The following is a 23,289-nucleotide window of genomic DNA, read 5'->3' as shown; positions in this document are numbered from 1 at the left end:
GAGAAGACCCCCATGAGAGCCATTCTGCTGACCACCGCCGCCATCGCGGCCCTGCCATCGCTGGGGGCCGCGCAAGAGCTGATCGCGCGCAACCGCGTGGGGCTCGCGGACGCGCCCAACACGCTGACCTTCAGCCTGACCGCCTATGACCTCTATTCCTCGGACCCCGCGACGAAAGAGACGTTCGAGGGGCTGTTCAGCGATTTCATCGCGGCCCGCCCCGACTGGAAGATCGAGACGCAGTTGCAGACCGCCAGCATCGGTCAGGAACAGGCCCGTCTGTTGCAGCAATCGCAGGCCGGTCGCGGCCCGGACTGCGCGATGATCGACAGCAGCCAGCTTGCGACCTTCATCGACGCGGGCGTGCTGAAACCGATGAACGGGGTGTTTTCGGACGACGAGGTGGCGGACCTGTTTCCCTTCGTGCGCGACGCCGTGACCGATGCGGACGGCAACGTGCTGGCGTGGTGGTGGTTCACGGACCTGCGCGTCCTCTACCGCGACACGACCGTTGTCCCCGACGCCCCACAGACGTGGGAGGAGGTGCAGAACGCAGCCCTCGCCGCCGTCGAGCAGGGCCGCGAAGGCATCCTGTTCAACGGTGGCCGCTGGGAAGGGACCGCCTTCGACTGGATGGCGAACTTTTGGGCGCAGGGCGGCGAACTGGTCGATGCGGAGGGGCGTCCGGTGTTCGCGCAAGGCGAGAACCGTGAAAAGTTCCTGAGCGCCATCGCCTATTATCAGGATCTGGTCGACAGCGGTGCGGCCCCCGCCCGCGTCACCTCGATCACCGACTACGACGCCTTCAACGCCGCCGCCGCCGCAGGGTCGGCTGCGATGTTCGTGGGCGGCAACTGGCAATATGGCCAGCTGCGCGGCACGCTGGACGAGGCGACCTTTGCCAACTGGCAGGTGTCGGAACTGCCCGGCCCCACGGCGGACATGCGCGCGACGGGCACCGGTGGCTGGTCCATCGCGGCCCTGTCCGACGATCCGGAAAAAGCGAGCCTGTGTGGCGAGATGGTGAAGGAGATCTACGCCGGTGCGGGCAATGCGGCGCAAGGTCTGCTGCCCACGTCGGCTGCGATCTATGACCAGTTCGACACCTACGACGGGCCGGAATATGCACAGTTCTCCGATGCGCTCCAGAACGGCGTGGCCCGTCCGGGGGCCACGATCTATCCCGAGATCTCGAACCAGATCCAGATCCTGATCGGCGATGTACTGTCCGGTGCCGCCACGCCGGAGGAGGCGCTGGAGACCGCCGACGCCGCCGTGCAGGCGGCCTACGCCCGCCAGTGACGGCGGACGGGATCGGGTCCGTGGCGACACCGGGCGGGGCGTGCGCGTCTCGCCCCGTGGTCGCGTGGTCGGCGGTGCGCGCGTGACCGCCGCATCGCCCGCCCGCCACAGCCGCGGCCCGGCCCCCGCCGACGGCCACCCGTTGCCGTGGCTGGTCCCAGCGGTCGCGGTTCTGGCGCTGTTCTATGCGATCCCCGTGCTGGACGTGTTCCGGCTGGCGTTCAGCGATGCCAGCCTGCTGGCCCCCGCCACGCGCGTCACCACCGATGCGGTGCGCGGCACGCTGACCGACCCTGCGCTGCTGTCGGTGCTGGGGACCACGGCAGTGTTCACCGGCATCACCGTCGCAGCCCTGCAACTGATGGGGCTGGCGATCGCGCTGGTCATCATCCGGGGCGAGGATCGCGGCTTGCCCGGCATGGCGGCGTTCCGCACGCTGGTGCTGGCGGCCTGGGTCGTGCCGGGCATCGCCAACGGTCTGGTCTGGGGGATGCTGTTCGACGAGGCACCCTACGGCACGCTGAACAGCCTGCTGGGTTCGGTCGGCATCGGTCCGGTGGCGTGGCTGTCGGACCCGCAGATGGCGATGGTGTCCGCCATGATCGCGAACCTGTGGCAGGGCACGGCGTTTTCGATGATCGTGTTCTATGCGGGCCGCAAGGGTATCGATCCGGTGCTCTATGAGGTGGCGGAACTGGACGCCGCGACGCCGTGGCAGACGTTCCGTTACATCACGCTGCCGCTGTTGCGGCGGTTGATCGCGGTGAACACCATCCTGATCGCGGTGCAGACGCTGAACACCTTCGACAGCATCCTCGCCCTTACGGGGGGCGGTCCGGGCCGAGCGACAGAGGTGCTGGCGCTCTTCACCTTCAACACCGTGTTCTACAACCTCGACCTCGCGGGGGGCAGCGTGCTGGCGCTGCTCTTGTTCGGCATCAGCATGGTGCTGGCGCTGGTGGTCCTGCGCGGCATGGGCCGAGAGAGGGCGGCGGCATGAGCGGTCTTCGGATGTCACGCCTCCGCATGACGGGCGACCGGTGGGGCGACGTGGCGACCTATCTGCTGCTCGGTGTGCTCGGCGTGTTCTTTGCGCTGCCCTTCGCGTGGCTGCTCAGCCTCGCCGTGCGCACGCCCGCCGAGGTCTATCTGGGCGCCGCGCGGTTCATCCCGCAGGCGCCGACGCTGGACAACTTCGCCCTGATCCTGTCCGATCCGGCGTTCCTGACCTACCTGTGGAACGGGCTGAAGCTGTCGGCGGCGGGCGCCACGCTTGCGGTATTGCTGGCGATCCCGGCGGCCTATGCGGCATCAAGGCTGGACTTCAAAGGCAAGAACGCGATCCTCGTGGGCATCCTCGCGGTGCAGATGATCTCGCCGCTCGTGATCCTCGTGCCGCTGTATCGCTGGATGGTGGCGTTGGATCTGTTGAACCGCGACCTGTCGGTGATCGCGGTCTACGGCGCGCTGGGCATGCCGCTGGCAGTCTGGCTGCTGAAGGTGACCTTCGACGCGATCCCCAAGGATCTGGAGGAGGCTGCGGCGATCGACGGGGCGTCACGCCTGACGACGCTGCTGCGCATCACGCTGCCGCTGGCGCGACCGGGCATCGCATCGGCTTTCATCCTCGCGATGGTGACGAACTGGTCGCAGTTCCTGATCCCGTTCATCCTGCTGGAACGCGACGGCGACTGGCCGATCTCGGTGGCCATCTTCAACTTCGCAGGCTCCACCAGTGCGTCGACGACGCAGGTGCTGGCGGCGGCCTGCATCGTCGCGGTGCTGCCCGCCGTGGCGGTCTTCGTGGCGCTGCAGCGGATGATCGTCAGCGCCCTCGTGGTGGGCGCGGTCAAGGGGTAGCGGCGGGCGCAGGTCCGCCCGCCACAGCCATCGTCATTCGGTCATCTGCATCGCTTCCGTCTCGATCATCAGCGTGACGGTATCGCCGACCAGACCGTCCGCCACGCCATAGGTCATGCCATAGGCGCTGCGGTCGAGGCTGCCGCGCACGCTGAGGCCGAGGGTGAAGCGGCCATGGCCGAAGGGATAGGCTTCCGCCTTGTTCAGGGTCACGTCCAGGGTCAGGGGCTGTGCCTGCCCCAGCAGGGTCAGCGTGCCGGTGACGGTGCCGCTGGTGGCGTCCGTCGGCGTGCCTTCGCTGGCGGTGAAGACCATCTCGGGATGCGCCGCGACCGACAGGAAATCGGCGGAGCGGACGTGTTCGTCGCGGGCCTCGTTCAGCGTGTTGACGCTGTCGGTGCTGACAGTGACGCGCACGTCCGACAGCGCCTGCGTTTCGGTGTCATAGACGAAGCTGCCTTCGACGGTAGCAAAGAGGCCGAGGGTCGCCGCATAGCCGACGTGGTCGACAAGGAAGGCGACGGTGGTGTGGGTGGGGTCAAGCTCAAAGGTGGCCGGGGCCGCATGGGCGGCGGTGGCGAGAGCGAGGCAGGCGGCGGCGGCGGGGATGATGTGCATGACGGTGCTCCTCTATGTGACTGGACGCATACATAGCGCGTCGCGGCGCGCAGTCCCATCGGCGCAGCGACGCAGTCCCGCTGCTAATCCCTGACGCACAGCCAGACGCCAACCAGCGTGACCGCCACGCCCACCGCCATCGCCCAGGTCAGCGGCTCTGAGAACAGGGCCCAGGCCCAGACCATCGTCACCGGCGGGCACAGATAGATCGCGGCGCTGACCCGCGCCACAGGCCAGACCCGCAAGGCACCGTAATAGACGCCGTAGGCGAGGAACGTGCCGAGCCCGATCAGCCACACCATCCCGATGCCGAACGTCCGGGTCAGCGGCGGCATCAGCGATCCCTGCGTGGCCGCGCACAGGCCGAACAGCACCGCCCCGGTCAGCGTGTGGATGCACAGCGCCTGATGCACCGGCATCGGATCGGTGCGCCGGGCACGGAACACCACGCTGGCCGCCGCAAAGACCGCCATCGACCCCACGGTCAGGGCATAGGCCCACAGTGGGGCCGACCCGACGCTCAGGCTGTCCGCCGTCACGATCAGCACCCCCGCCACGGCGATCCCGGTGCCCAGCCACTGTCGGGGGCGCAACCTTTCGCCCAGTACCGGCTGCGCCAAGACGACCATCGCCAGCGGCAGCAGGTCGGCGATCAGTGCCACGAGGCCGGTCGGCACCCGCTGCCCGATGGCGAGGGCGAAACCGCCCAGATACAAAAACACCGACGCCACACCGAACAGCGCCTGATCCCGCACCCCGCGCCAGCGCAACCGCGGCCCGATCAGCAGGGCAAAGGGCAGCAGGATCAGTCCCGACAACAGCGTCCGCCAGAACAGCAGCAGCGCGACGCCCGCATCCTGACTGGCATAGCGGATGCCGACGAACCCCGAACTCCACCCCAGCACGAGAGCTGCGGCCATCAGGGGCCACAGCAGCGGATGGGGGCGCGGGGCGGCGAGGGTGGTCATGAGGCATGTTCCGGATCGGTGCAGAACCGTCCTAGCCGGTCTGCCGGGACCGTGCATCCGCGATTGTCACGCCTGAAACCTGCGGCGCACTGTCCTTCGGCGTTGCCGCACCGTCACACACCGCTACCTGAGCGGCATGAGCAAAGCCCCCACCGCGCCCCGTCCCATCGCCGTCCCCACCGCCCGCCTGACGCGTCTGGCGGGCCTCGGCGCCATGACCGCCGGTGTGGCGGGGGCCATGCTGCGCGACGGCGCCGGGCAGTGGGGGCGCGGACAGCGTCCCGCGATGCGCGACCTGCTGCTGACGCCTGCCAACATCACCCGCATCGCCGACCAGTTGGCCAAGATGCGCGGTGCGGCGATGAAGATCGGGCAGATGGTCTCGATGGACACCGGCGACGTGCTGCCGCCGGAGCTTGCGCAGATCATGGCGCGCCTGCGCGACAGCGCCGACACGATGCCGCCTGCGCAGTTGCGCAAGGTTCTGGACGCCCAATGGCCGAAAGGGTGGTTGTCGCAGTTCCGCCACTTCGACGTGCGCCCCATTGCCAGCGCGTCCATCGGGCAGGTGCACCGGGCGCAACTGCGCGACGGCACGGATCTGGCGATCAAGGTGCAGTATCCCGGCGTCGCCCGCAGCATCGACAGCGACGTGGCCAACGTGGGCGCACTGATCCGCATGACGGGGCTGCTGCCAAAGGGCCTCGACATCGCGCCTTACCTGACCGACGCCGCCCGGCAGCTGCACGAGGAGACGGACTACGCCCGCGAGGCGGCGCAGATGACGCGCTATGCCGCGTTGATCGGCGACAGGCCGGGCTTTGCCATCCCGCAGGTGCGCCCCGACTGGTCCACGCCGCAGGTCCTCGCCATGACCTATGTGGCGGGGCAACCGATCGAGGCGGCGGTGAGCGAGGCGCAGGACGTGCGCGACCGCATCGCCCGCGACCTGATCGCCCTGACGCTGGACGAGCTGTGGACGTTCGGCGTGATGCAGACCGACCCGAACTTTGCCAACTACCGCTGGCAGGCGGACACGGGCCGCGTCGTGCTGCTGGATTTCGGGGCTGCGGGCGACATCGACACCACCACCGCGCAGCACTACCGCGATCTGCTGCGCGCGGGGCTGGCCGACGACATGGATGCGGCGATGGTCATGGTCGAACGCATCGGCTTCATCGCGCCCGACGCCGCTGTGGCGCACCGCGCGCAGATCGCCGTGATGATGGCGCAGGTCTTTGCCCGCCTGCGCGACCCGGCCGGCATCGATTTCGCCGACACCAGCCTGTCGCGCCGGTTGCAGGCGCAGGGGATGCAACTGGCCGAGGACGGCTTCATCCCGCCGCCGGTTCCCATCGCCGTGCTTCTGGTGCAGCGCAAGCTGGCGGGGATGTTCCTGTTGGCCGCCCGTCTGGGCGCGCGCGTCGACGTGCACGGCCTGCTGGCGGACCATCTGGGTCACGCCTGAAACAGTGGAAAGCTGACCCCCAGCGCCCAGGCCAGCACCAGACCCAGCGCGATCCCCGGTGCCAACGGCCCTGCCGCGCCGGACGCCGCGCGCCCCAGCGTTCCGAACACCGCATAGAACAGCAGGATCACGGGTGCTATGATGATGAGGAAGAACAACTCGCCGGGGTTCAGTGCCACCGCCAGCGCCAGCGAGACGAGGAACCCGCCCCTGAGCACAATGCGGCGCCAAACACTTGCGCCATGGGTCAGCACAGCATCCGCCAGCATGGCGGGCAGGGTGCCCAGCGCCAGCGCCGCGATGATCCAGCCGCGCCCCGGCGTCGGCCAGAAGTTCGCACCATAGCGGTCCAGCCCCGCACCGAAGACCGCACTGACCGCCAGCAGCACCAGCAGCGCGCGCCCGTCCACGCGTCCGACAGGCCACCGCCACCACGCGATCAGCGCCAGTTGCACGGCACCGAAGATCGCCAGATGCAGGGCGAGGTAATCGGCCACCAGCACCGGCAGCACGCTGGGATCGAGCGGCACGGCGACCAGCGGGGCCACCAGCAGCGGCACGCCCGTCACAAGTGCCAAACGCGCCCGCGACAGCGGCAGGCGCGGTGTCGCATCCCGCATGGGCAGGCAGTGCAGCAACGCGACGCCAAGCCCCACGATGCCGGCAAGCACACCCAGCAGCGCCCAGCCAGTCGGCCTGATCGGCACGTCCGATGTGCGGCCATAGGCGGCGTCGAGCCAGTCCAGCGCCGCCGTGCGCCCGACCCGGCTGTGCAGCACCGCCACATGCTCGGTCCAGGGGGCCACCTGCGCGCGGCGGATCACCTGTGCCGTGGTGTCGGGGGACGTGGACGGCGGTGCGACCGCCCCTTGGGTGGTGGCCTGCGCCGTGACCGTCTCGTCCTCGGCGGCGCCTGGATCGACCAGACGCGCTGCATCCAGTGCGGCGCGGCGCAACGGCCCTTCCCACGCGCCAGAGATCAGCAACAGGTTCGCCGGAAACTGCGCGTCGATGGCGCCAGAGAATGCCGAGATCAGCACCAGCGGCCCTGCGTCGTCGCGCCCCTGGGCCGCCCGTACCAGCACGTCGGTGGCCATCGAATGACCCAGCAGCGCCACGGGCGCGTCCCCGTCCGCGACCGCGTCGATGACGGCGCGGGTCTGTGCCACCAGCAGACCCGTGGTGCCGTCCACCGCCGTCACGTCGCCCGACATCGGCACGGAATTGCGACCGTGCCCCTGAAAGTCGAAAGCATGAACCCGGTAGCCCGCCTGCGCCAGCGGCAACGCATAGCCCTGCATCATCTGCCGCGATCCGGCAAAGCCGTGCGCCACCACCACCACCGGGCCGTCGGCACCGGGCAGGGCATAGGTCGTCACCGGCGTGTCGCCGCGGTATGTCGTCGTCACCACCACACCACTGCGGGCCGCCTGCAGCACCCACAGCGACACCCCGATCAGCAGCACGGATACAAGGACGCCCCACAGGGGGCGGTGCGGTGAAGTGGGACGTCGTGTCATGGGGCGGGCACCTTTCCGGGTCTGACAGCCACAACAGCGTGCAAGGCACCGGAATGCAACCGGGGACATGTCGACGGGACAGGCGATCATGGCGATCCGCCGCCGCCTCGTGATCCTCTGCAGGGCAGGGCAGGACGCTGATCGCGCCCTGCGGCGACCGGCCCCGACGGGGCGCTGTGCGTCGTGCGCGGCCCCGACGACTGTGCCGTGTCGCCGCAACCCTTGGCACGGGTGGTCATTCCCGCCACCCCGCCCTAGGGTCCCGGCCGAGGCTCAACGCAACGGTCGTGGCATCGCAGGAGGTACCCCATGGGTCTGATCGGCATCTTCGTGTCCCTCGGGCTGCTGATGTATCTGGCCTATCGCGGGATCACCGTGCTGATCCTGGCCCCCGTTCTGGCGCTGCTGGCGGTGCTGCTGTCGGGCGGCATGCCGTTGCTTGCGTCCTATACGCAGGTCTTCATGCCCGCCTTGGGCAACTACCTGCTGCAGTTCTTTCCGCTGTTCATGCTGGGCGCGATCTTTGGCAAGCTGATGGCGGATTCGGGATCGGCCCGCGTCATCGCGGAATGGTTCGTGGCCCGGATGGGTGCGGGGCAGGCCATTGCCGCCGTGGTGCTGGCCTGCGGCGTGCTGACCTATGGCGGGGTGTCGCTGTTCGTCGTGGCCTTTGCGGTCTATCCCATCGCCAACGATCTGTTCCGCCGGTCGGACACGCCCAAGCGGCTGTTGCCCGCCGCCCTCGCGCTGGGCTCGTTCACGTTCACGATGACCGCCTTTCCGGGGACGCCCGCGATCCAGAATGCGATCCCGATGCCCTATTTCGGCACCACGCCGTTTGCCGCGCCGATCTATGGCACGGCGGCGGGCCTTGGCATGATGATCTTCGGCATTGCATGGCTGAACCGCAGGCGGGCGCGCGCCATCGCCGCTGACGAAGGCTACGGCGACCACGGTCGCAGCGATGCGGACGCCGAGGCGCAGGTGGGCCGCCAGCCGAGCATCGTCGTGGCGCTGTTGCCCGTGGTCGCGGTGATCGTGCTGAACGGCGTCTTCACCTATCTGGTGATCCCGCGCCTCGACACTGCCTATCTGGCGCAGGACGCCTATGGCGGTGCGACCATCGACGACGTGAAGGGGGTCTGGGCGATCATCGCGTCGCTGACGGCGTCGATCCTGCTGTGCATCGCACTGAACTGGTCCCGCTTTGCCGACCTGATGGACACCGCCAACGCAGGCACGATGGGATCGCTGCTGCCCGTGTTCAACACCGCGTCAGAGGTGGGCTACGGCGCCGTCATCGCGGCCCTGCCGGCGTTCCTCGTGATCCGCGATGCCGTGTTGGGCATTTCCTACAATCCGCTGATCTCGTCGGCGGTGGCGATCAACGTGCTGGCAGGGATCACCGGGTCCGCCTCTGGCGGCATGTCGATCGCCTTGCAGACGCTGGGCACGCAGTTCGCGCAGGCGGCACAGGCGGCGGGGATCGATCCCCAGATCATGCACCGGGTCGTGGCGCTGTCGTCCGGCGGGTTCGACGCGCTGCCCCACAACGGGGCCGTCATCACGCTGCTGGCGATCACGGGGCTGTCGCACAAGCAAAGTTATGCCGACATCTTCGTCGTGGCGGTCGTCATCCCGTTCAGCCTGACCGTGGGCGTCATCGCGGCGGCGACGCTGCTGACGTGACGGGCGGGGCCATCACGCACCCTGTCACGCGCCCCGGAACTTTGGCGACACCGGGCGTTGCAGGATTGCCACCGGCGCCATTCGCGCGTTGCCCCGGAACGGGGCCTGTGGCATCGTCGCGCCAACGCAGACAACCGGATGAGTGCTGACCTTGGCAAACTTCGAGACCCGCCGCACGATGATGGTCGACACGCAGGTGCGGCCGTCCGACGTGACGAAATTCCCCATCATCGACGCGATGCTCAGCATCCCGCGAGAGGCCTATGTGCCATCGTCCCTGCGCGAGGCCGCCTATGTCGGCGAAAATCTGATGCTGCCCGGCGGGCGCGTCATGCTGGAACCGCGCACGCTTGCCAAGATGCTGGATGCCCTCGACCTGCAGCCCAGCGACGTGGTGCTGGATGTGGGGTGCGGGCTGGGTTATTCCACCGCCGTCGTGGCCCGCATGGCCGAATTCGTCGTGGCGCTGGAGGATGACGCAGATCGCGCCGCCGAGGCGCAGGCGATCCTGTCGGAAGCCGGTGTCGACAATGCCGCCGTGATGACCGGACCGCTGGCCGAGGGCGTGGCGAAGTCAGGCCCCTACGATGCGATCCTGATCCACGGAGCGGTCGAGGTCGTGCCGGAGGCCCTGACCGACCAGTTGCGCGACGGCGGCCGCATCGCGGCCTTGTTCGCCGAAGGCGCGCTGGGCACCGTGCGCATCGGCACCAGCGCCGGTGGCCGCATCAGTTGGCGCCATGCCTTCAATGCGGGGGCGCCGGTGCTGCCCGGGTTCCGCAAGACGCGGGCCTTTGCATTATGATGATCGGGACCCTCCTGCGCCGCGGTGCCGTGACGGTAGCCTTGCTGGTGTCCACCACGGCGCTGACCGCCACCGCCCTGTCTGCGGAAACGCTGGCACAGGCGCTGACCGATGCCTACGACAAATCGGGTCTGCTGGCGCAAAATCGCGCCGTGCTGCGGTCCGCGGACGAGGATGTGGCACAGGCGATGGCCGCCCTTGGCCCCGTCGTGTCATGGGCCGCACAGGCGAACACCCAGTCGCCGCGCGCCATCGGCGCGCCGGAGATCACGGCACAGCTGTCGCTGACCGCGTCGCTGACCCTGTATGACGGTGGCGCGAACCAGCTCGCGCTCGCGCAGCAGAAGGAACTGGTGCTGGGCACGCGCGAGACGTTGCGCGACGTGGAACAGCAGGTGCTGCAGCGTGCCGTCGCCGCCTATCTGACCGTGCGCAGCACGTCCGAGATCATCAGCCTGCGCGAAAACAACCTGCGGGTGCTGGGGCAGGAACTGCGCGCGGCGCAGGACCGCTTCGACGTGGGCGAGGTGACGCGGACCGACGTGTCGCTGGCGCAGGCGAGTCTTGCGGCAGCGCAAAGCCTGCTGGCCGAGGCGCGCGGCAACAATGAACAGGCGGTCGCCGAGTTCGAGGCCGCCATCGGCCGTGCCCCGGGACCGCTGGTCGCCGTGTCGCCGGCGCCGACGTCGCAGACCCGCGACGAGGCGGAGGCGCTGGCCATGCGCAACCATCCGGTGATCCGGCAGGCGCAATACAACGTGACCGCCGCCGAACTGGGCATTTCGCGCGCCGAGACGGCCTACAGCCCGAACGTCGACCTGAGCGGTCAAATCGGCATCGATCAGGACCGCAACACGGGCCGGTCGCTGACCCTGTCGATCGGTGGGCCGATCTATAACGGTGGTGCGCTGCCATCGACGGTGCGGCAGGCGATGTCGCTGCGCGATCAGGCCAGGGCCGGGCTGCATCTGGCGACGCTCGACGTGTCGCAGGACGTGGCGAATGCCTATGCGGTGCTGACCGCGACCCGCGCATCGCTCGCTGCATCTGGCGAACAGGTCCGTGCGGCGCAGGTCGCCTTCGACGGCATCCGCGAAGAGGCGACCTTGGGTGCGCGCACCACGCTCGACGTGCTGAACGCGGAACAGGACCTGCTGGACGCCCGCGCCAACGTCATCACCGCACAGGCGGCAGAGGTGAATGCCTCTTACGCGGTGCTCGCCTCGGTCGGGTTGTTGACGGCGGATCACCTGAACCTGCCCGTGCAGCAGTACGATCCGACCGCCTATTACGATCTGGTCAAGGATGCGCCTGCGGCGCTGTCCCAGCAGGGGCAGGCACTGGACCGCGTGCTGCAGGCGATCGGCCAGTAAACCGGTGGGCGGGCTGTTGCCCGAACCGTATGACGTGGATACACTCACGCTGACGTGACAAAGGATCAATGATGGCCGACCCGATGACCAACGTCGAAATCGAGGATGTGCTGTCGTCCATCCGGCGACTGGTCGCGGATGGCGGCGCGGCGGCACCGGTGGTACCGCGGGTGCCGAAGCTGGTCCTGACACCGGCCCAGCGGATCGACACCGTCGAAGACGCCTTATCCCCACTGCTGTTGCAGGTGCCTGTGGCAGCGCCGGTCATCGCAACCGACGCAACGGCAGGCGACCCGGACGCGCCCACGGTCGTGGCCGACCGCCTGCGGCTGATGGCCACGATCGCGGAACTCGAGGCGGCGGTGCGCGCGCAGGGCGACGAGTTCGAGCCGGACGGGACGGGCACGCAGATCGACCTCGACTGGGCGCGGGCGGGCGTTACGGCGCAGGATGGCAGCGCCGACATGCTGGCGTCACCCGTGACCGCACCGATGGATGCTGCAGCGTGGCCTGCCACGTTGACCGAGGCGGCGCGCCGCTATGGCGATGCGGCGGACGCTGCCGGTTCCGATGCGGCGAAGGACGCAGACGAGCCGACATTCCGGCATCTTCGGATGCCGCCACCGGCCTCGACCCTGCGCCACAGGGCCTTGTCGGGACGCCACCCGCAGCCTGCCGCGCTGCCAAATGCCGCGTCGTCTGGGGATGGGGCCGGTGCCGATGATCCCGCCGCATGGCAGGACGACCTGATTGGTGGCCCGGATCTTGGCCCCGACCCCGAGGACGAGATGCACCGCTATCTTTCTGGCGCGGCGTTGACCGACCCGGACGCGTTGCGTGCGATGGTGACGCAGATCGTGCGCGAGGAGTTGCAGGGCCAGTTGGGTGTCAAGATCACGCGCAACGTCCGCAAGCTGGTGCGCAGCGAGATCCATCGCATCCTCACGACGGAAAGCTTTGACGAAGGGTCGGCCTGACCTTTTCACGCCGGAACGGGTCATCGTGCTTTGCGACCGGATCATCGCACCCACCCCCGGCATAGTCATGACCAAACGAAAAACGCGGCCTAAGGCGGGGCCGCGTTCGGTCATCTCAGGGTCGGCAGGTCGGACTGATCAGGCGGCCCGGGCGTCCTGCTCGGCGGCATTGCGGCGCTCGCTCTCTTCGCGCGACAAAGCGACCGAGGTGCGCACACCCTTGCCGACGAAATCCATCAGGCCGGTCACGACACGCTCGTTGGGGTCGATGCCTGCGCAGGACAACACTTCGCGACCATCGCGCGACCGGGCCCAGCGGGCTATCTGCTCGGGTCCGTTGCCGTATTTCTTGTCATCCGCAATCGCGTCGTCGAGGGCCGCCAGAACGACGGCCGCAAACAGTTTGCGGGCACGGTTGCCTTGTTCGTTGTTGAATGCCGTGCCGTCAACGAAATCTCGCATCTTGGATCCTTCTCGTTTTTTCGCTCTTGTCGTCTCGGGGTGCCGCCCCTTATGACCGCTGAGAGCCGATTCGGGTTGCCTGTTTTGGAATGGCTGCCATGCAACAGCTGCATGACAGTCGCCGGTCGTCACATGGATTTAGTCGTCTTGTCAGGGGTCCGTGCGCAATATATAGATCGCCGCAACCGCGCATCAACCTTTTGACATCTGTCTGACATGAAGTGACCCATGCCCAAAATCAACGGTAACGAAATCCGCCCCGGCAACGTTCTGGAACACGACGGGGGCCTGTGGGGCGCTGTCAAGGTCGATCACGTGAAACCCGGCAAGGGTGGCGCATTTGCACAGGTCGAGCTGAAGAACCTGCGCGACGGCCGCAAGCTGAACGAACGCTTCCGGTCCGCCGACAAGGTGGAAAAGGTGCAGCTGGAACAGAAGGACCAGCAGTTCCTGTTCGAGACGGACGACATGCTGACCTTCATGGACAGCGAGACCTACGAGCAGATCGCGCTGCCCGCCGACATCCTTGGCGACCGTCGCCCGTTCCTGCAGGACGGCATGATCGTGCACATCGAATACTATGGTGAAGAGGCGCTGAACGTGACGTTGCCGCTGCGGGTGACCTGCACCATCGTCGAGACCGAGCCGGTAGTGAAGGGGCAGACTGCTGCCAACAGCTTCAAGCCCGCAATCCTCGACAACGGTGTGCGCGTCATGATCCCGCCCTTCGTGGGCACGGACGAAAAGATCATCGTGAACACCGAATTGTTCGAATACGTCGAACGCGCCTGATCCTGCGGGATCGCATGTCGAAGGCCGGTCCTGTGGAAACAGGGCCGGCCTTTTGCGTCTGCCTGCGTCAGTCCGCCATCAATCCGTCGTCAGTCCGCCGTCAGATCGCGCGCATCCACACTCAGCGCAGCACCGCCAGTCGTGCGCAGGTCGGTGCCGCGATCGAACCGCAGATAGGCGATGCCATGTGCGCCCGCGACCGTATGCAGGGTGCCCGCCTCTCGCTCGCCGGACAGGATCGCCTCACCGGTCTGGGCCGCACCGTCCAGCTTGACGCGAACCAGACCCTTGCGCAGGGTTGTCTTGTGCTTCATCCGCGCGACGATTTCCTGCCCCACGAAACAGCCCTTGCGGAAATCGACGCCGTGCAGGCGGGCAAATCCCGCCTCGAGGATGTAGGTGTCGGGCGTCAGGTCGATCCCGGTTTCGGGCACCAGATGGGCGGTGCGCAGGGCGTCCCAGTCGGTGTCGTCGGACAGGTCGGTGGGCCCGATGTGCCGCCAGCCCATCGCCGGATCGCGCGGATCGGGCAGGGCGCCGTCGGGTGCGGGGCCGGTGCCGCGCGACACGGTCAGATCCGTCGCCACGATCTGCACGTCGGCGCGCAACCGGTACAGCGTCAGCCGTTGCAGCAGCGATGCGGCATGGCTGGTCGCCACGTCGATCAGCAACCGGTCCGGCTGCCCCGTGACGAAGAAATCCGCCACGAACTTGCCCTGCGGCGTCAGCAGCGCCGCATAGACGATGCCGCCATCCGCACGGGCCACGTCATTGGTCACGAGGCCCTGCAGGAAGGCCACCCGGTCGGTGCCGGTCAGGGCCAGGACGGTGCGTGGGCGTGGATCAGTCATGATTGGTGTCATCCCGTGATTTGAACTGCATGGCATAGAGGTCGGCATAGAAGCCGCCCAGCGCCAGCAGGTCGTCGTGGGTGCCCTGTTCGACCACGCGGCCGTGGTCCATCACCACGATGCTGTCGGCGTTGCGGACGGTCGACAGGCGGTGCGCGATGACTAGCGTGGTGCGGCCTGCGGACAGACGGTCGAGGGCGGACTGCACCAGCGCTTCCGACATGGTGTCGAGCGCGCTCGTCGCCTCGTCCAGCAGCAGGATCGGCGTGTCGCGCAGCAGGGCGCGGGCGATGGCGACGCGCTGGCGCTGACCGCCCGACAGGTTCGATCCGCGCGGCCCCGCCGGACTGTCGAGCCCGTCGCTGAGCTGCGGCAGGAAATCCGACACATGGGCGGCCTCTGTCACGGTGCGCAGGCGGTCGTCCGACACGTCGGTGCGTCCCAGCAGGATGTTGTCCCGCAGGCTTTCGTCGAACAGGGCGGCGTCCTGCGTCACGACCGAGAACAGGCCCCGCAGCGCGCCCAGATCGAGGTCCTGCACCGGCACGTCGCCGATTGACACGCGACCGCCCTGCGGCTCGACCAGACGGGTCAGCACGTTGAACACCGTACTCTTGCCAGCACCAGAGGCACCGACCAGCGCCGTGGTGCGCCCGGCCTGTGCGACGAACGACACGCCGCGCAGCACCGGCAGGTCGCCATAGGTCAACGCCACGTCGTGCAGCCGGATCTCGGGTGCGCCGGCGGGGACGGGGCGCGGCACGGGCGGCGACAGCAGGGTGGGCCGCTCGGCCAGCATTCCGCGCAGTCGGTCGATGCTGGCACGTGCGACCTGCCACAACCCGCTGGTCTGGCCCAGACGGCGCAGCGGATCGAACACCAGCGCCATCGCGGTGAAGAAGGACATGAACTCGCCCACGGTCTTGGTCCCGTCGATGATCTCCGAACCGCCATAGATCAGCACGGCACAGAACCCGATGCCGGTCATGACGTCGATCATCGCAGGGACCGTGACCTGACCGGCGGTGGCGCGCACCTCTGCCCGGACGCGGGCGTGGGTCAGGCTGTCGTACCGGCTGGACTGATAGGTCTCCAGCGCGTTCAGCTTGATCGGGTTGATGCCGTGAAACACCTCGTCAAGCCGCGTGGCCATGCGGCCCGCCAGATCGCGGGCATTGACCGACCGCCGCCGGACATAGCGTTGCGCGACAAGCGCCGGCAGCACCAGCAGCGGCGTGCCGATCAGCGCGACCAGCGTCCACTGCCAGTCCACCGACAGGGCGACGCCGAACAGCACCAGCACGGTCACCAGATCGCGCCCGAGGCTGACGAGGATGCTGGCCCAGCTCTGGTTGACCAGCGTCACGTCGCTTTGCATCCGCTCGATCAGCTGACCGGGCGGGTTGATCTGGTGATAGGCACTGTCGAGCTGCATCAGGTGCCGCAGCAGGTCGCTGCGCATGCGGGCGGCGGCGCGCTGGCTGGCGGACATCATCAGGATACGGTGCGACGCGGACGTGATGGCCCGCACGACGAAGCAGCCGAGGATCACCAGACCCACGAACCACAGCGCCGTGCCGTCGCCACCGACGAAGACCTGATCGAACATGGGCCGGATCATGTAGGACAGCACGCCCAGCATCGCGCCCTCGACCGACATCAGCACCACGGCCAGCACGATGATCCAGCGATACCGCCGCAGATAGCTGCGCCAGAGCCAGCGGAACGTCTGGATGTCGCGCGCGCGGATCGTGTCTGCAGGGGCGGGCGTCGTGGTCGCCGTGGTCATGCAGCCCGCCTGCGGGCCGCGTGGCGGGCACACACGATGGCGGGATCATACTCGTCGTGGATCCAGTCGCGCAACGTCACGGGCCCTTCGGTCAGCCGTGCCGCATAGGCGTCCAGCAGCGTGCCAAGGACGCCGGTGCGCGTGAAGGGCAGGTGCAGGTAGCGCAGCGCAAGCTGTCGGCGCGCCTCGGTCAACGATGCGCCCTGATCGATAAGATAGAGCGCCGCAGCCAGTCCCGCCCGGTCGGCGCCGGATTTGCAATGCATGACGAAGGGGCGCGGCAACGTGTCGAAGGCGTCGAGCAGGTCGAGCAGCACGGCACGCGACGGGGCGGTCCGGGCGGTCAGACTGACGCTGACGAGGGGCAGCCCCAGCAGCGCACAGGTCGCCTTCTCGATCCGGAAGGCGGGACTGCGGTTCTCGCCGCGCAGGTTCAGGACGCCCTTGATGCCATAGTTGCGATACCGGCGCAGGCGTGCGGGGTGCGGCTGGTTGCAGCGGAACACGCCGGGGGCGACCCTGTCGAAGTTGGACCAGCCCCAGCGCAGGCAGCCGTGATCGGTCATGTTCACGCGCCACCAGTCGGTCACATGGCCCACGACCGACGGCGCAATCGAGGGCGCATCGTCCGGGCGGCGTGGGCGGGTGCCCCATGACAGGGTGGTGACTAGTCTGCGCAGCATGCCGCACCTTCTGGAAGGGGTCCGTCCGTCGCGCCCACATCTAGCGATGCATCGGGGTCAGGGCAAGCGTGTGGCCCACGCGGCCGCAGCGACGGCAGGCCGTATCGCGCCGGGCGACGGAGAGGTGGCCGGACCGCTGCGGGTGCCGTGTCGGTCGCAAGGTGGTGGTCGTGCGATGGGTCCGGACGGCAGGGCCGACACGGGGCCGCAGGGGGCGCGATGGACGCGGTGGCAGGGTGATGCGCCCGCCAGTGATGTCCGCGGCAGGGTGTGATCCGCGGACGGGGTGTGGTTGACGCGCGGTGCGCCATGGCTAGTGTCGCGCAGACCCCTTTGCGCTGAAAGTCATACCCCCCATGTCCTTGTCCCAAGGCCGCGCCTACCTTGCCATTCCAGGCCCCTCCGTCATGCCCGATGCGGTGCTGCGCGCGATGCACCGCGCGTCGCCCAACATCTACGAGGGCGAGTTGCATGACCTGACCGCCAGCCTGATCCCCGACCTGCGCCGCGTCGCGCGCACCACCGGCGACGTGGCGATCTACATCGGCAACGGCCATGCGGCGTGGGAAGCATCGCTTGCCAACCTGTGCGCCCCGGGCGACCGGGTGCTGGTGCTGTGTACGGGCCGGTTCGGCCACGGCTGGGCCGAGATGGCGGAAAAGCTGGGGTTGGTCGTCGACGTGCTGGACTTCGGCCAGACCGCGACGGTGGACGCAGGTCGCGTCACGGCGGCGCTTGCCGCCGATACGGATGGGGCGATCAAGGCGGTGCTGGTGTGCCAGACCGACACCTCGACCGGGATCCGCAACGATGTGGCCGCCCTGCGCGGCGTACTGGACGCGGCGGGGCACGCGGCCCTGCTGATGGTCGATTGCATGGCGTCACTCGGGTGCGACGTGTTCGAGATGGACGCATGGGGTGTCGACGTGATGGTGGCGGGCTGCCAGAAGGGTCTGATGACGCCGGCGGGGCTGGCGTTCGTGTTCTTCAACGCGCGTGCGGCTGCACGGCAGGTGGCGCGGGTGTCGGCGTGGTGGGACTGGACGCCACGGGCGCGGCCCGCGCAGTTCTATCAGTATTTCGACGGCACGGCCCCGACGCACCATCTGTATGGTCTGCGTGCAGCACTGGACATGATCGGCGCCGAAGGGCTGGAAAACGTCTGGACCCGCCACGCGGTGCTGAGCCGTGCGATCTGGGCCGCCTGCGACGTGTGGGGCAGCGCCGGGCCGCTGCGTCTGAACGTCACCGACGCGGGCCTGCGGTCGCATTCCGTCACCTCCATCGGGTTGGAGGCCGGGCAGGGCGACGCCCTGCGCCGCTGGTGCGAGCATACGGCGGGCCTGACGCTGGGCATCGGTCTGGGGCGCGAACCTGCGGATGCGTGGTTCCGGCTGGGTCACATGGGGCACGTGAACGCGCAGATGATCCTCGGGCTGGTGGCCACGCTGGAGGCGGGGCTGATCGCCTGCAGGATCCCCCACGGCGCCGGTGGCGCCCGTGCGGCGGCAGAGGTGATCGCGGCCGCAAGCTGATGGGCGCGGTGCCGGATGCGCCCGTGCGGGCTGCGGTCTGTGCCGTGGTGCTGGTCCGACGGGCGCGGTGACGTCCGTGCGTGCCGCGATTGCGCCCGTGCCACCACCGCCCTGTCGGCGGGGTGGCACCCACGGGCGCGGCAGGCCTAGTCCTGTGCCGCGGCCAGCGCCCGTGGCAGGGCGGCGGCAAACGCGGCCATCGCGTCCGCCGGACCGCAGGTGATGCGGATGCAGCGGTCGTGCGGGGGAACACCCGGCATCCGGGCGAAGATGCCGTGGTCCAGCAAGGCTGTCAGCACGCGGCGCGCGAACGCGCCGTCCTGTCCGCAGTCGATGGTGACAAAGTTCGTCGCACTTGGCAGGGCCGTCAGGCCGTTGTCCGCCGCGATCCGGGACAGCGCGGCGCGGCTGTCCACGACCTGCGCCCGCACATGGGGCAGCCAGTCGGGATCGGCGAGGGCTGCGAGGGCCGCCACCTGTGCGGCGCGGTTCACGCCGAAATGGTTGCGCACCCGCTCGAACGCCGCGATCAGCGGGGCGGGACCGATGGCGTAGCCGATGCGCAGACCGGCAAGGCCATGCGCCTTGGAAAAGGTCCGCATGCGGATGACGGAGGTCGAGGTCGGATCGAGGGCCGGGGCGGTGCCGTCGGGGGCGAGGTCGACATAGGCCTCGTCCAAGATCAGCAGGCAGCCGTCGGGCACGGCGTCGATCATGGTCTGGATCGTGGTCGCCGGGTGGTGGCTGCCCATCGGGTTGTCCGGATTGGCGAGGTAGATGAGCTTCGCGCCCACCTCCGCCGCGCGGGCGATCAGGGCGGCGGGGTCCTCGTGGTCGCCCGCATAGGGCACCATGTGCAGCGTGCCGCCGAAGCCGGTGACGTGGTAGTTGAAGGTCGGATAGGCCCCGGCACTGGTCACGACCGCATCGCCGGGTGCGATCAGCAGCCGCACGAGATTGCCCAGCAGCGCGTCGATCCCTTCGCCCAGCATGATGTGGGCGGGCGCGATGCCGTGATGGGCGGCCATGGCGTGGCGCAGGTCGTGCGCCTCCGGATCGGCATATTGCCACATCTCGGGCGTGGCGTCCCGCAGGGCTGCGATGGCCCGCGGCGAGGGGCCGAAGGCGGATTCGTTGGCCCCCAGCCGTGCGGCGAAGGGTGTGCCGCGCTGCCGCTCCATGGTTTCCGGGCCGACGAAAGGGACCGTGGCGGGCAGGGAGGCTGCCAGCGGGGTCAGGCGGGGGTCTGTGGTGTCGGCCATGGGCGCCTCCGGCGGGAGTTTCACGGGTCGGATGAACGAGAGCGGCGTAGAGGTGGAAAGCGGTGGCGCAAGGCGGTCGCTGGCCGCGTTGGCGGCGAGACAGGGACGCCTCCGGCGGGAGTACTTGAAAAAAAGCGAGGGCCGGAGGCGGGGTGGGGCGGGAGCGCGCCGCGCGGGGAGTGTTTGGAGCAAGATGACGGGCAACGGACCCCGGTCGTCAAGGTACGACCGGGGCTGTTGGCGTCAGTCGATCTCGGCCAGACGGGCGAGGGCGGTGCGCAGGGTCTCGGCCTCGGCCTCGCGTTCGGCGAGATTGGCCTTCGTTTCGGCCACCACCTCGGGCGGGGCGGAGGCGGCGAAGGCAGGGTTGTTGGCCCGGCCCGCGAGGCCCTTGATCTCCTTTTCCAGCTTCACCAGGCCCTTCGTCAGGCGGTCCTTTTCGGCGTCCACGTCGATCAGGCCCGCCAGCGGCAGGGCATAGGTCGCCCCCTTGGCGGCGACGGTCAGCGAGCCTTTCGGCACCGCATCGGCCGCAGTGATCGTCTCGATCCGGGCAAGACGTTGGATCAGGGCGGCATTGTTACCCTCGGCCTGCAGCGCAGCCGCATCGGCGTCGATGCGCAGCACGTCGATCTTCAGCCCCGCAGGCACGTTCATCTGCGCGCGGGCAGAGCGGACGCCGTCGATGAGTGCGATGGTCCAGTCCATCTCGGCCTGTGCGGCGGGATCGGCCAGCGTGTCGGTCAGGTCATCTGGCCACGGGGTCAGGCACAGCATCTGGGGGCGCTCACCGGTCAGGGACCACAGCTCTTCGGTGATGAAGGGCATGAAGGGGTGCAGCAGGATCAGCGACTGGTCCAGCACCCACGCCATGGTCTGTCGGGTTTCCAGCTGTGCGCCTGCGTCGCCGTCCAGCAGCAGGGGTTTGGCGAATTCCACGTACCAGTCGCAGACCCGTCCCCAGACGAAGGCGTAGAGCGCACCCGCCGCGTCGTTGAAGCGGTAGGCGGTGAGGGCGGCGTCCACGTCGGCGCGGACGCGGGCCGTCTCGCCGATGATCCAGCGGTTCACGGTGGCGGTGGCGGTGGGCACGCCATCGGGCCGGGGGGCGTCGAAGACGCCGTTCAGTTCCGCGAACCGGGCGGCGTTCCACAGCTTGGTGCCGAAGTTGCGATAACCCTTGATGCGGTCCTCGTTGATCTTGAGCACGCCGCCGATCGCCGCCATGGCCGCGTTGTTGAACCGCAGGGCGTCGGCGCCGTAGAGGTCGATCATCGCAAGCGGGTCGATGACGTTGCCGCGCGTCTTGGACATCTTCTCGCCCTTCGCATCCCGGACGAGCTGGTGGAGGTAGACCGTGTGGAACGGGATTTCGTCCGTCACGGCCAGCGACATCATCATCATGCGCGCCACCCAGAAGAACAGGATGTCCTGCCCGGTAATGAGGACATCGCCGGGAAAGTATTTCGCGAGCTCCGGCGTCTGCTCTGGCCAGCCTAGGGTGCCGAAGGGCCAGAGGCCGGAGGAGAACCAGGTGTCGAGGACGTCGGGGTCGCGGTAGAGCGGCGTTTCTGGCCCCTTAAAGTTCTCCGCCTCCTCTTTAGAGGATACTTCAACGATAGGGCCGCCGTATCTAAATGCGATCTTTTGCGCAGCCTCCTCAAAGGTGGCTGCGCAAACCGCATATTTGTAGCCAGCAGGACGAACCTCATGGCTATTTTCTTCGAAATCGCCTCTCCCAGTCGGTCCATACCACACCGGGATCTGGTGGCCCCACCAGAGCTGGCGCGAGATGCACCAGGGCTCGATGTTCTCGAGCCAGTGGTAATAGACCTTCTCGCCGCTCTCGGGGATGATCTTGGTGCGCCCGTTGCGCACCGCATCCAGCGCCGGACCCACGATCTTTGCGGTGTCCACGAACCACTGGTCGGTCAGCGCGGGTTCGATCACGACGCCGGAGCGGTCGCCGAACGGCTGCATGATCGCCTTGGCCTCGACCAGCGGGACCAGTTGCTCCTCGTCCGTGCGGGCGTCGCCTCCTTCTTCGGGGGCGAGGGGGGCCTTCACCGCCGCCTTGCCCAGACGGGGGTCGGTGGCGACGGTCATGACCGCCAGCCCCTCGGCGGTGATGTCGGCCACGACAGCGTCGCGCGCGGCAAAGCGGTCGAGGCCGCGGTAGGCCTCGGGCACCATGTTCATCGCGGCGATCATGTTTTCGTCGAAGGTCTGTTCACCTGCGGCGATGGCCCGTGCAGTCGCGGCCTCCTCGGCGTAGGGCCGCCCGTCGGCGCGCATCCGGCCCTTGGTGTCCATCAGCGCATACATAGGGATGCCTGCGCGTTTGGCGACCTGATAGTCGTTGAAATCATGCGCGCCGGTGATCTTCACCGCACCCGACCCGAAGGTCATGTCGGGATATTCATCGGTGATGATCGGGATCAGGCGGCGGGCCTCTTTCGGCCCCACGGGGATCTCGCACAGTTTGCCGACGATGGGGGCATAGCGCGCGTCATCCTGGTGCACGGCCACTGCGCCGTCGCCCAGCATCGTCTCGGGCCGCGTCGTGGCGATGGAGATGTAGTCGCGCTCCTCCTCGAACAGCACGGCACCGTTCTCGTCGCGCTCGACGTAGGTATAGGTCTCACCGCCGGCGAGAGGGTATTTGAAGTGCCACATGTGGCCTTCGACCTCGCGGTTCTCGACCTCCAGATCGCTGATCGCCGTCTCGAAATGCGGGTCCCAGTTCACCAGCCGCTTGCCGCGATAGATCAGGCCCTTGTCAAACAGGTCGACGAAGACCTTGAGCACGGCGTCGTGGAAGTTGCCGTGCTTCTCGCTCTGGGGCGCACTCTCGGCCCCGGACATGGTGAAGGCGGAGCGGGACCAGTCCATGCTGTCGCCCAGCCGCCGCGCCTGATCCTCAATCGTGCCGCCGGACTGGGCCTTCCACTCCCAGATCTTGGCGATGAAATCGGGGCGGGTCATGTCGGTGCGTTTGATTTGGCGTTCTGCCAACTGCTTTTCCACGACAAGCTGCGTGGCGATGCCCGCGTGGTCGAGGCCGGGCTGCCAGAGCGTGTCGTAGCCCTGCATCCGTTTCCACCGGGTGAGGATATCCATCAGCGTGTGGTTGAAGGCGTGGCCCACATGCAGCGCACCGGTCACGTTGGGGGGCGGCAGCATGATGGTGAACGTCTCGTCACGACGCTTGGCCGCGCCCGCCTTGAACGCGCCGGCCTGTTCCCACGCGGCATAGATCGCGGCTTCGCGGGCGGCGGGGTCGAAGGTCTTGTCGAGGGCCATGGCTGCGTCCTTGATTGTCAGGTTGCCGCAGG

The 23,289-nt window shown here is 68.2% G+C and carries 19 protein-coding genes; 10 read left to right on the top strand and 9 right to left on the bottom strand.

Features of this window, described 5'->3' with window-relative positions; all coding sequences use genetic code 11:
- The first annotated feature begins 12 nt into the window (after positions 1–12).
- Genes BMX16_RS12720 through BMX16_RS12710 form a run of 3 tightly spaced genes read left to right on the top strand, consistent with a single transcriptional unit; the run spans position 13 to position 3,162 of the window.
- Positions 13–1,302 (top strand): extracellular solute-binding protein, encoded by a 1,290-nt coding sequence (locus BMX16_RS12720; protein WP_089904187.1) that lies wholly within the window; start codon positions 13–15, stop codon positions 1,300–1,302.
- A 40-nt stretch (positions 1,303–1,342) separates the two neighbouring features.
- Positions 1,343–2,302: a carbohydrate ABC transporter permease gene (locus BMX16_RS12715; RefSeq protein WP_218139881.1), complete on the top strand. Its 960-nt coding sequence runs from the start codon at positions 1,343–1,345 to the stop codon at positions 2,300–2,302.
- 11 nt (positions 2,303–2,313) lie between these two features.
- The gene (locus BMX16_RS12710) at positions 2,314–3,162 is read left to right on the top strand and encodes a carbohydrate ABC transporter permease (protein ID WP_245731529.1); all 849 of its coding nucleotides are present in this window, start codon (positions 2,314–2,316) and stop codon (positions 3,160–3,162) included.
- Between the two features lie 33 nt (positions 3,163–3,195).
- Here BMX16_RS12710 and BMX16_RS12705 read toward each other — a convergent pair whose 3' ends face one another.
- Together BMX16_RS12705 and BMX16_RS12700 are read right to left on the bottom strand one after the other, a co-directional pair.
- On the bottom strand, positions 3,196–3,780 hold the full coding sequence (locus BMX16_RS12705) for a YceI family protein (RefSeq protein WP_089904178.1): 585 nt from the start codon (positions 3,778–3,780) through the stop codon (positions 3,196–3,198).
- 83 nt (positions 3,781–3,863) lie between these two features.
- Positions 3,864–4,748, bottom strand: a complete 885-nt coding sequence (locus BMX16_RS12700) for a DMT family transporter (protein ID WP_089904175.1) — start codon at positions 4,746–4,748, stop codon at positions 3,864–3,866.
- A 136-nt stretch (positions 4,749–4,884) separates the two neighbouring features.
- Here BMX16_RS12700 and BMX16_RS12695 point away from each other — a divergent pair, with 136 nt between their 5' ends.
- A complete protein-coding gene (locus tag BMX16_RS12695) occupies positions 4,885–6,216 on the top strand; it encodes an ABC1 kinase family protein (protein ID WP_089904172.1) in 1,332 nt (443 codons plus the stop codon).
- Here the strand turns inward: BMX16_RS12695 and BMX16_RS12690 are convergent.
- Positions 6,207–7,736 carry an alpha/beta hydrolase gene (locus BMX16_RS12690; RefSeq protein ID WP_089904169.1) on the bottom strand — a complete coding sequence of 510 codons (1,530 nt, stop codon included), beginning with the start codon at positions 7,734–7,736 and terminating at the stop codon, positions 6,207–6,209. The two genes, BMX16_RS12695 and BMX16_RS12690, sit on opposite strands and share 10 nt — an antisense overlap.
- A gap of 309 nt (positions 7,737–8,045) precedes the next feature.
- Here BMX16_RS12690 and BMX16_RS12685 point away from each other — a divergent pair, with 309 nt between their 5' ends.
- From BMX16_RS12685 to BMX16_RS12670, 4 genes are all read left to right on the top strand, one after another.
- Positions 8,046–9,425: a GntP family permease gene (locus BMX16_RS12685; protein ID WP_089904167.1), complete on the top strand. Its 1,380-nt coding sequence runs from the start codon at positions 8,046–8,048 to the stop codon at positions 9,423–9,425.
- 151 nt (positions 9,426–9,576) lie between these two features.
- On the top strand, positions 9,577–10,230 hold the full coding sequence (locus tag BMX16_RS12680) for a protein-L-isoaspartate O-methyltransferase family protein (RefSeq protein ID WP_089904230.1): 654 nt from the start codon (positions 9,577–9,579) through the stop codon (positions 10,228–10,230).
- Entirely contained in the window at positions 10,230–11,603 is a 1,374-nt protein-coding gene (locus BMX16_RS12675) for a TolC family outer membrane protein (protein WP_425434035.1), read from the top strand. Before BMX16_RS12680 ends, BMX16_RS12675 begins: the two co-directional genes overlap by 1 nt.
- Before the next feature lie 71 nt (positions 11,604–11,674).
- On the top strand, positions 11,675–12,580 hold the full coding sequence (locus BMX16_RS12670) for a hypothetical protein (RefSeq protein ID WP_089904162.1): 906 nt from the start codon (positions 11,675–11,677) through the stop codon (positions 12,578–12,580).
- Positions 12,581–12,718: 138 nt separating this feature from the next.
- On the opposite strand, the gene BMX16_RS12665 is transcribed toward BMX16_RS12670, so the two are convergent.
- Positions 12,719–13,042 carry a DUF6280 family protein gene (locus BMX16_RS12665; RefSeq protein WP_089904160.1) on the bottom strand — a complete coding sequence of 108 codons (324 nt, stop codon included), beginning with the start codon at positions 13,040–13,042 and terminating at the stop codon, positions 12,719–12,721.
- A 228-nt stretch (positions 13,043–13,270) separates the two neighbouring features.
- On the opposite strand from BMX16_RS12665, the gene efp reads away from it, so the two are divergent.
- Positions 13,271–13,834: an elongation factor P gene (efp, locus tag BMX16_RS12660; protein ID WP_089904157.1), complete on the top strand. Its 564-nt coding sequence runs from the start codon at positions 13,271–13,273 to the stop codon at positions 13,832–13,834.
- Between the two features lie 89 nt (positions 13,835–13,923).
- Here efp and ygfZ read toward each other — a convergent pair whose 3' ends face one another.
- The 3 genes from ygfZ to BMX16_RS12645 are packed head-to-tail and all read right to left on the bottom strand — an operon-like array spanning position 13,924 to position 17,157.
- The gene (ygfZ, locus tag BMX16_RS12655) at positions 13,924–14,685 is read right to left on the bottom strand and encodes a CAF17-like 4Fe-4S cluster assembly/insertion protein YgfZ (RefSeq protein WP_089904155.1); all 762 of its coding nucleotides are present in this window, start codon (positions 14,683–14,685) and stop codon (positions 13,924–13,926) included.
- Positions 14,678–16,474 (bottom strand): ABC transporter ATP-binding protein, encoded by a 1,797-nt coding sequence (locus tag BMX16_RS12650; protein WP_089904152.1) that lies wholly within the window; start codon positions 16,472–16,474, stop codon positions 14,678–14,680. The genes ygfZ and BMX16_RS12650 overlap by 8 nt, the downstream gene beginning before the upstream one ends.
- Positions 16,471–17,157, bottom strand: a complete 687-nt coding sequence (locus BMX16_RS12645; protein ID WP_089904149.1) for a fused DSP-PTPase phosphatase/NAD kinase-like protein — start codon at positions 17,155–17,157, stop codon at positions 16,471–16,473. The genes BMX16_RS12650 and BMX16_RS12645 overlap by 4 nt, the downstream gene beginning before the upstream one ends.
- A gap of 356 nt (positions 17,158–17,513) precedes the next feature.
- Between BMX16_RS12645 and BMX16_RS12640 the strand changes: the two genes are divergently transcribed.
- The gene (locus tag BMX16_RS12640; protein WP_089904146.1) at positions 17,514–18,692 is read left to right on the top strand and encodes a pyridoxal-phosphate-dependent aminotransferase family protein; all 1,179 of its coding nucleotides are present in this window, start codon (positions 17,514–17,516) and stop codon (positions 18,690–18,692) included.
- Between the two features lie 146 nt (positions 18,693–18,838).
- Here BMX16_RS12640 and BMX16_RS12635 read toward each other — a convergent pair whose 3' ends face one another.
- Complete coding sequence (locus tag BMX16_RS12635) at positions 18,839–19,954, bottom strand: pyridoxal phosphate-dependent aminotransferase (protein ID WP_089904143.1); 1,116 nt, start codon at positions 19,952–19,954, stop codon at positions 18,839–18,841.
- A 243-nt stretch (positions 19,955–20,197) separates the two neighbouring features.
- On the bottom strand, positions 20,198–23,257 hold the full coding sequence (locus tag BMX16_RS12630; protein WP_089904142.1) for a valine--tRNA ligase: 3,060 nt from the start codon (positions 23,255–23,257) through the stop codon (positions 20,198–20,200).
- Between the last annotated feature and the right edge of the window lie 32 nt (positions 23,258–23,289).

It is taken from the genome of Loktanella fryxellensis (assembly GCF_900110065.1).
In the GTDB taxonomy this organism is placed as follows: domain Bacteria; phylum Pseudomonadota; class Alphaproteobacteria; order Rhodobacterales; family Rhodobacteraceae; genus Loktanella; species Loktanella fryxellensis.
The sequence above is the reverse complement of the archived record's forward strand: the minus strand, read 5'-3'. Positions and strand labels throughout refer to the sequence as shown.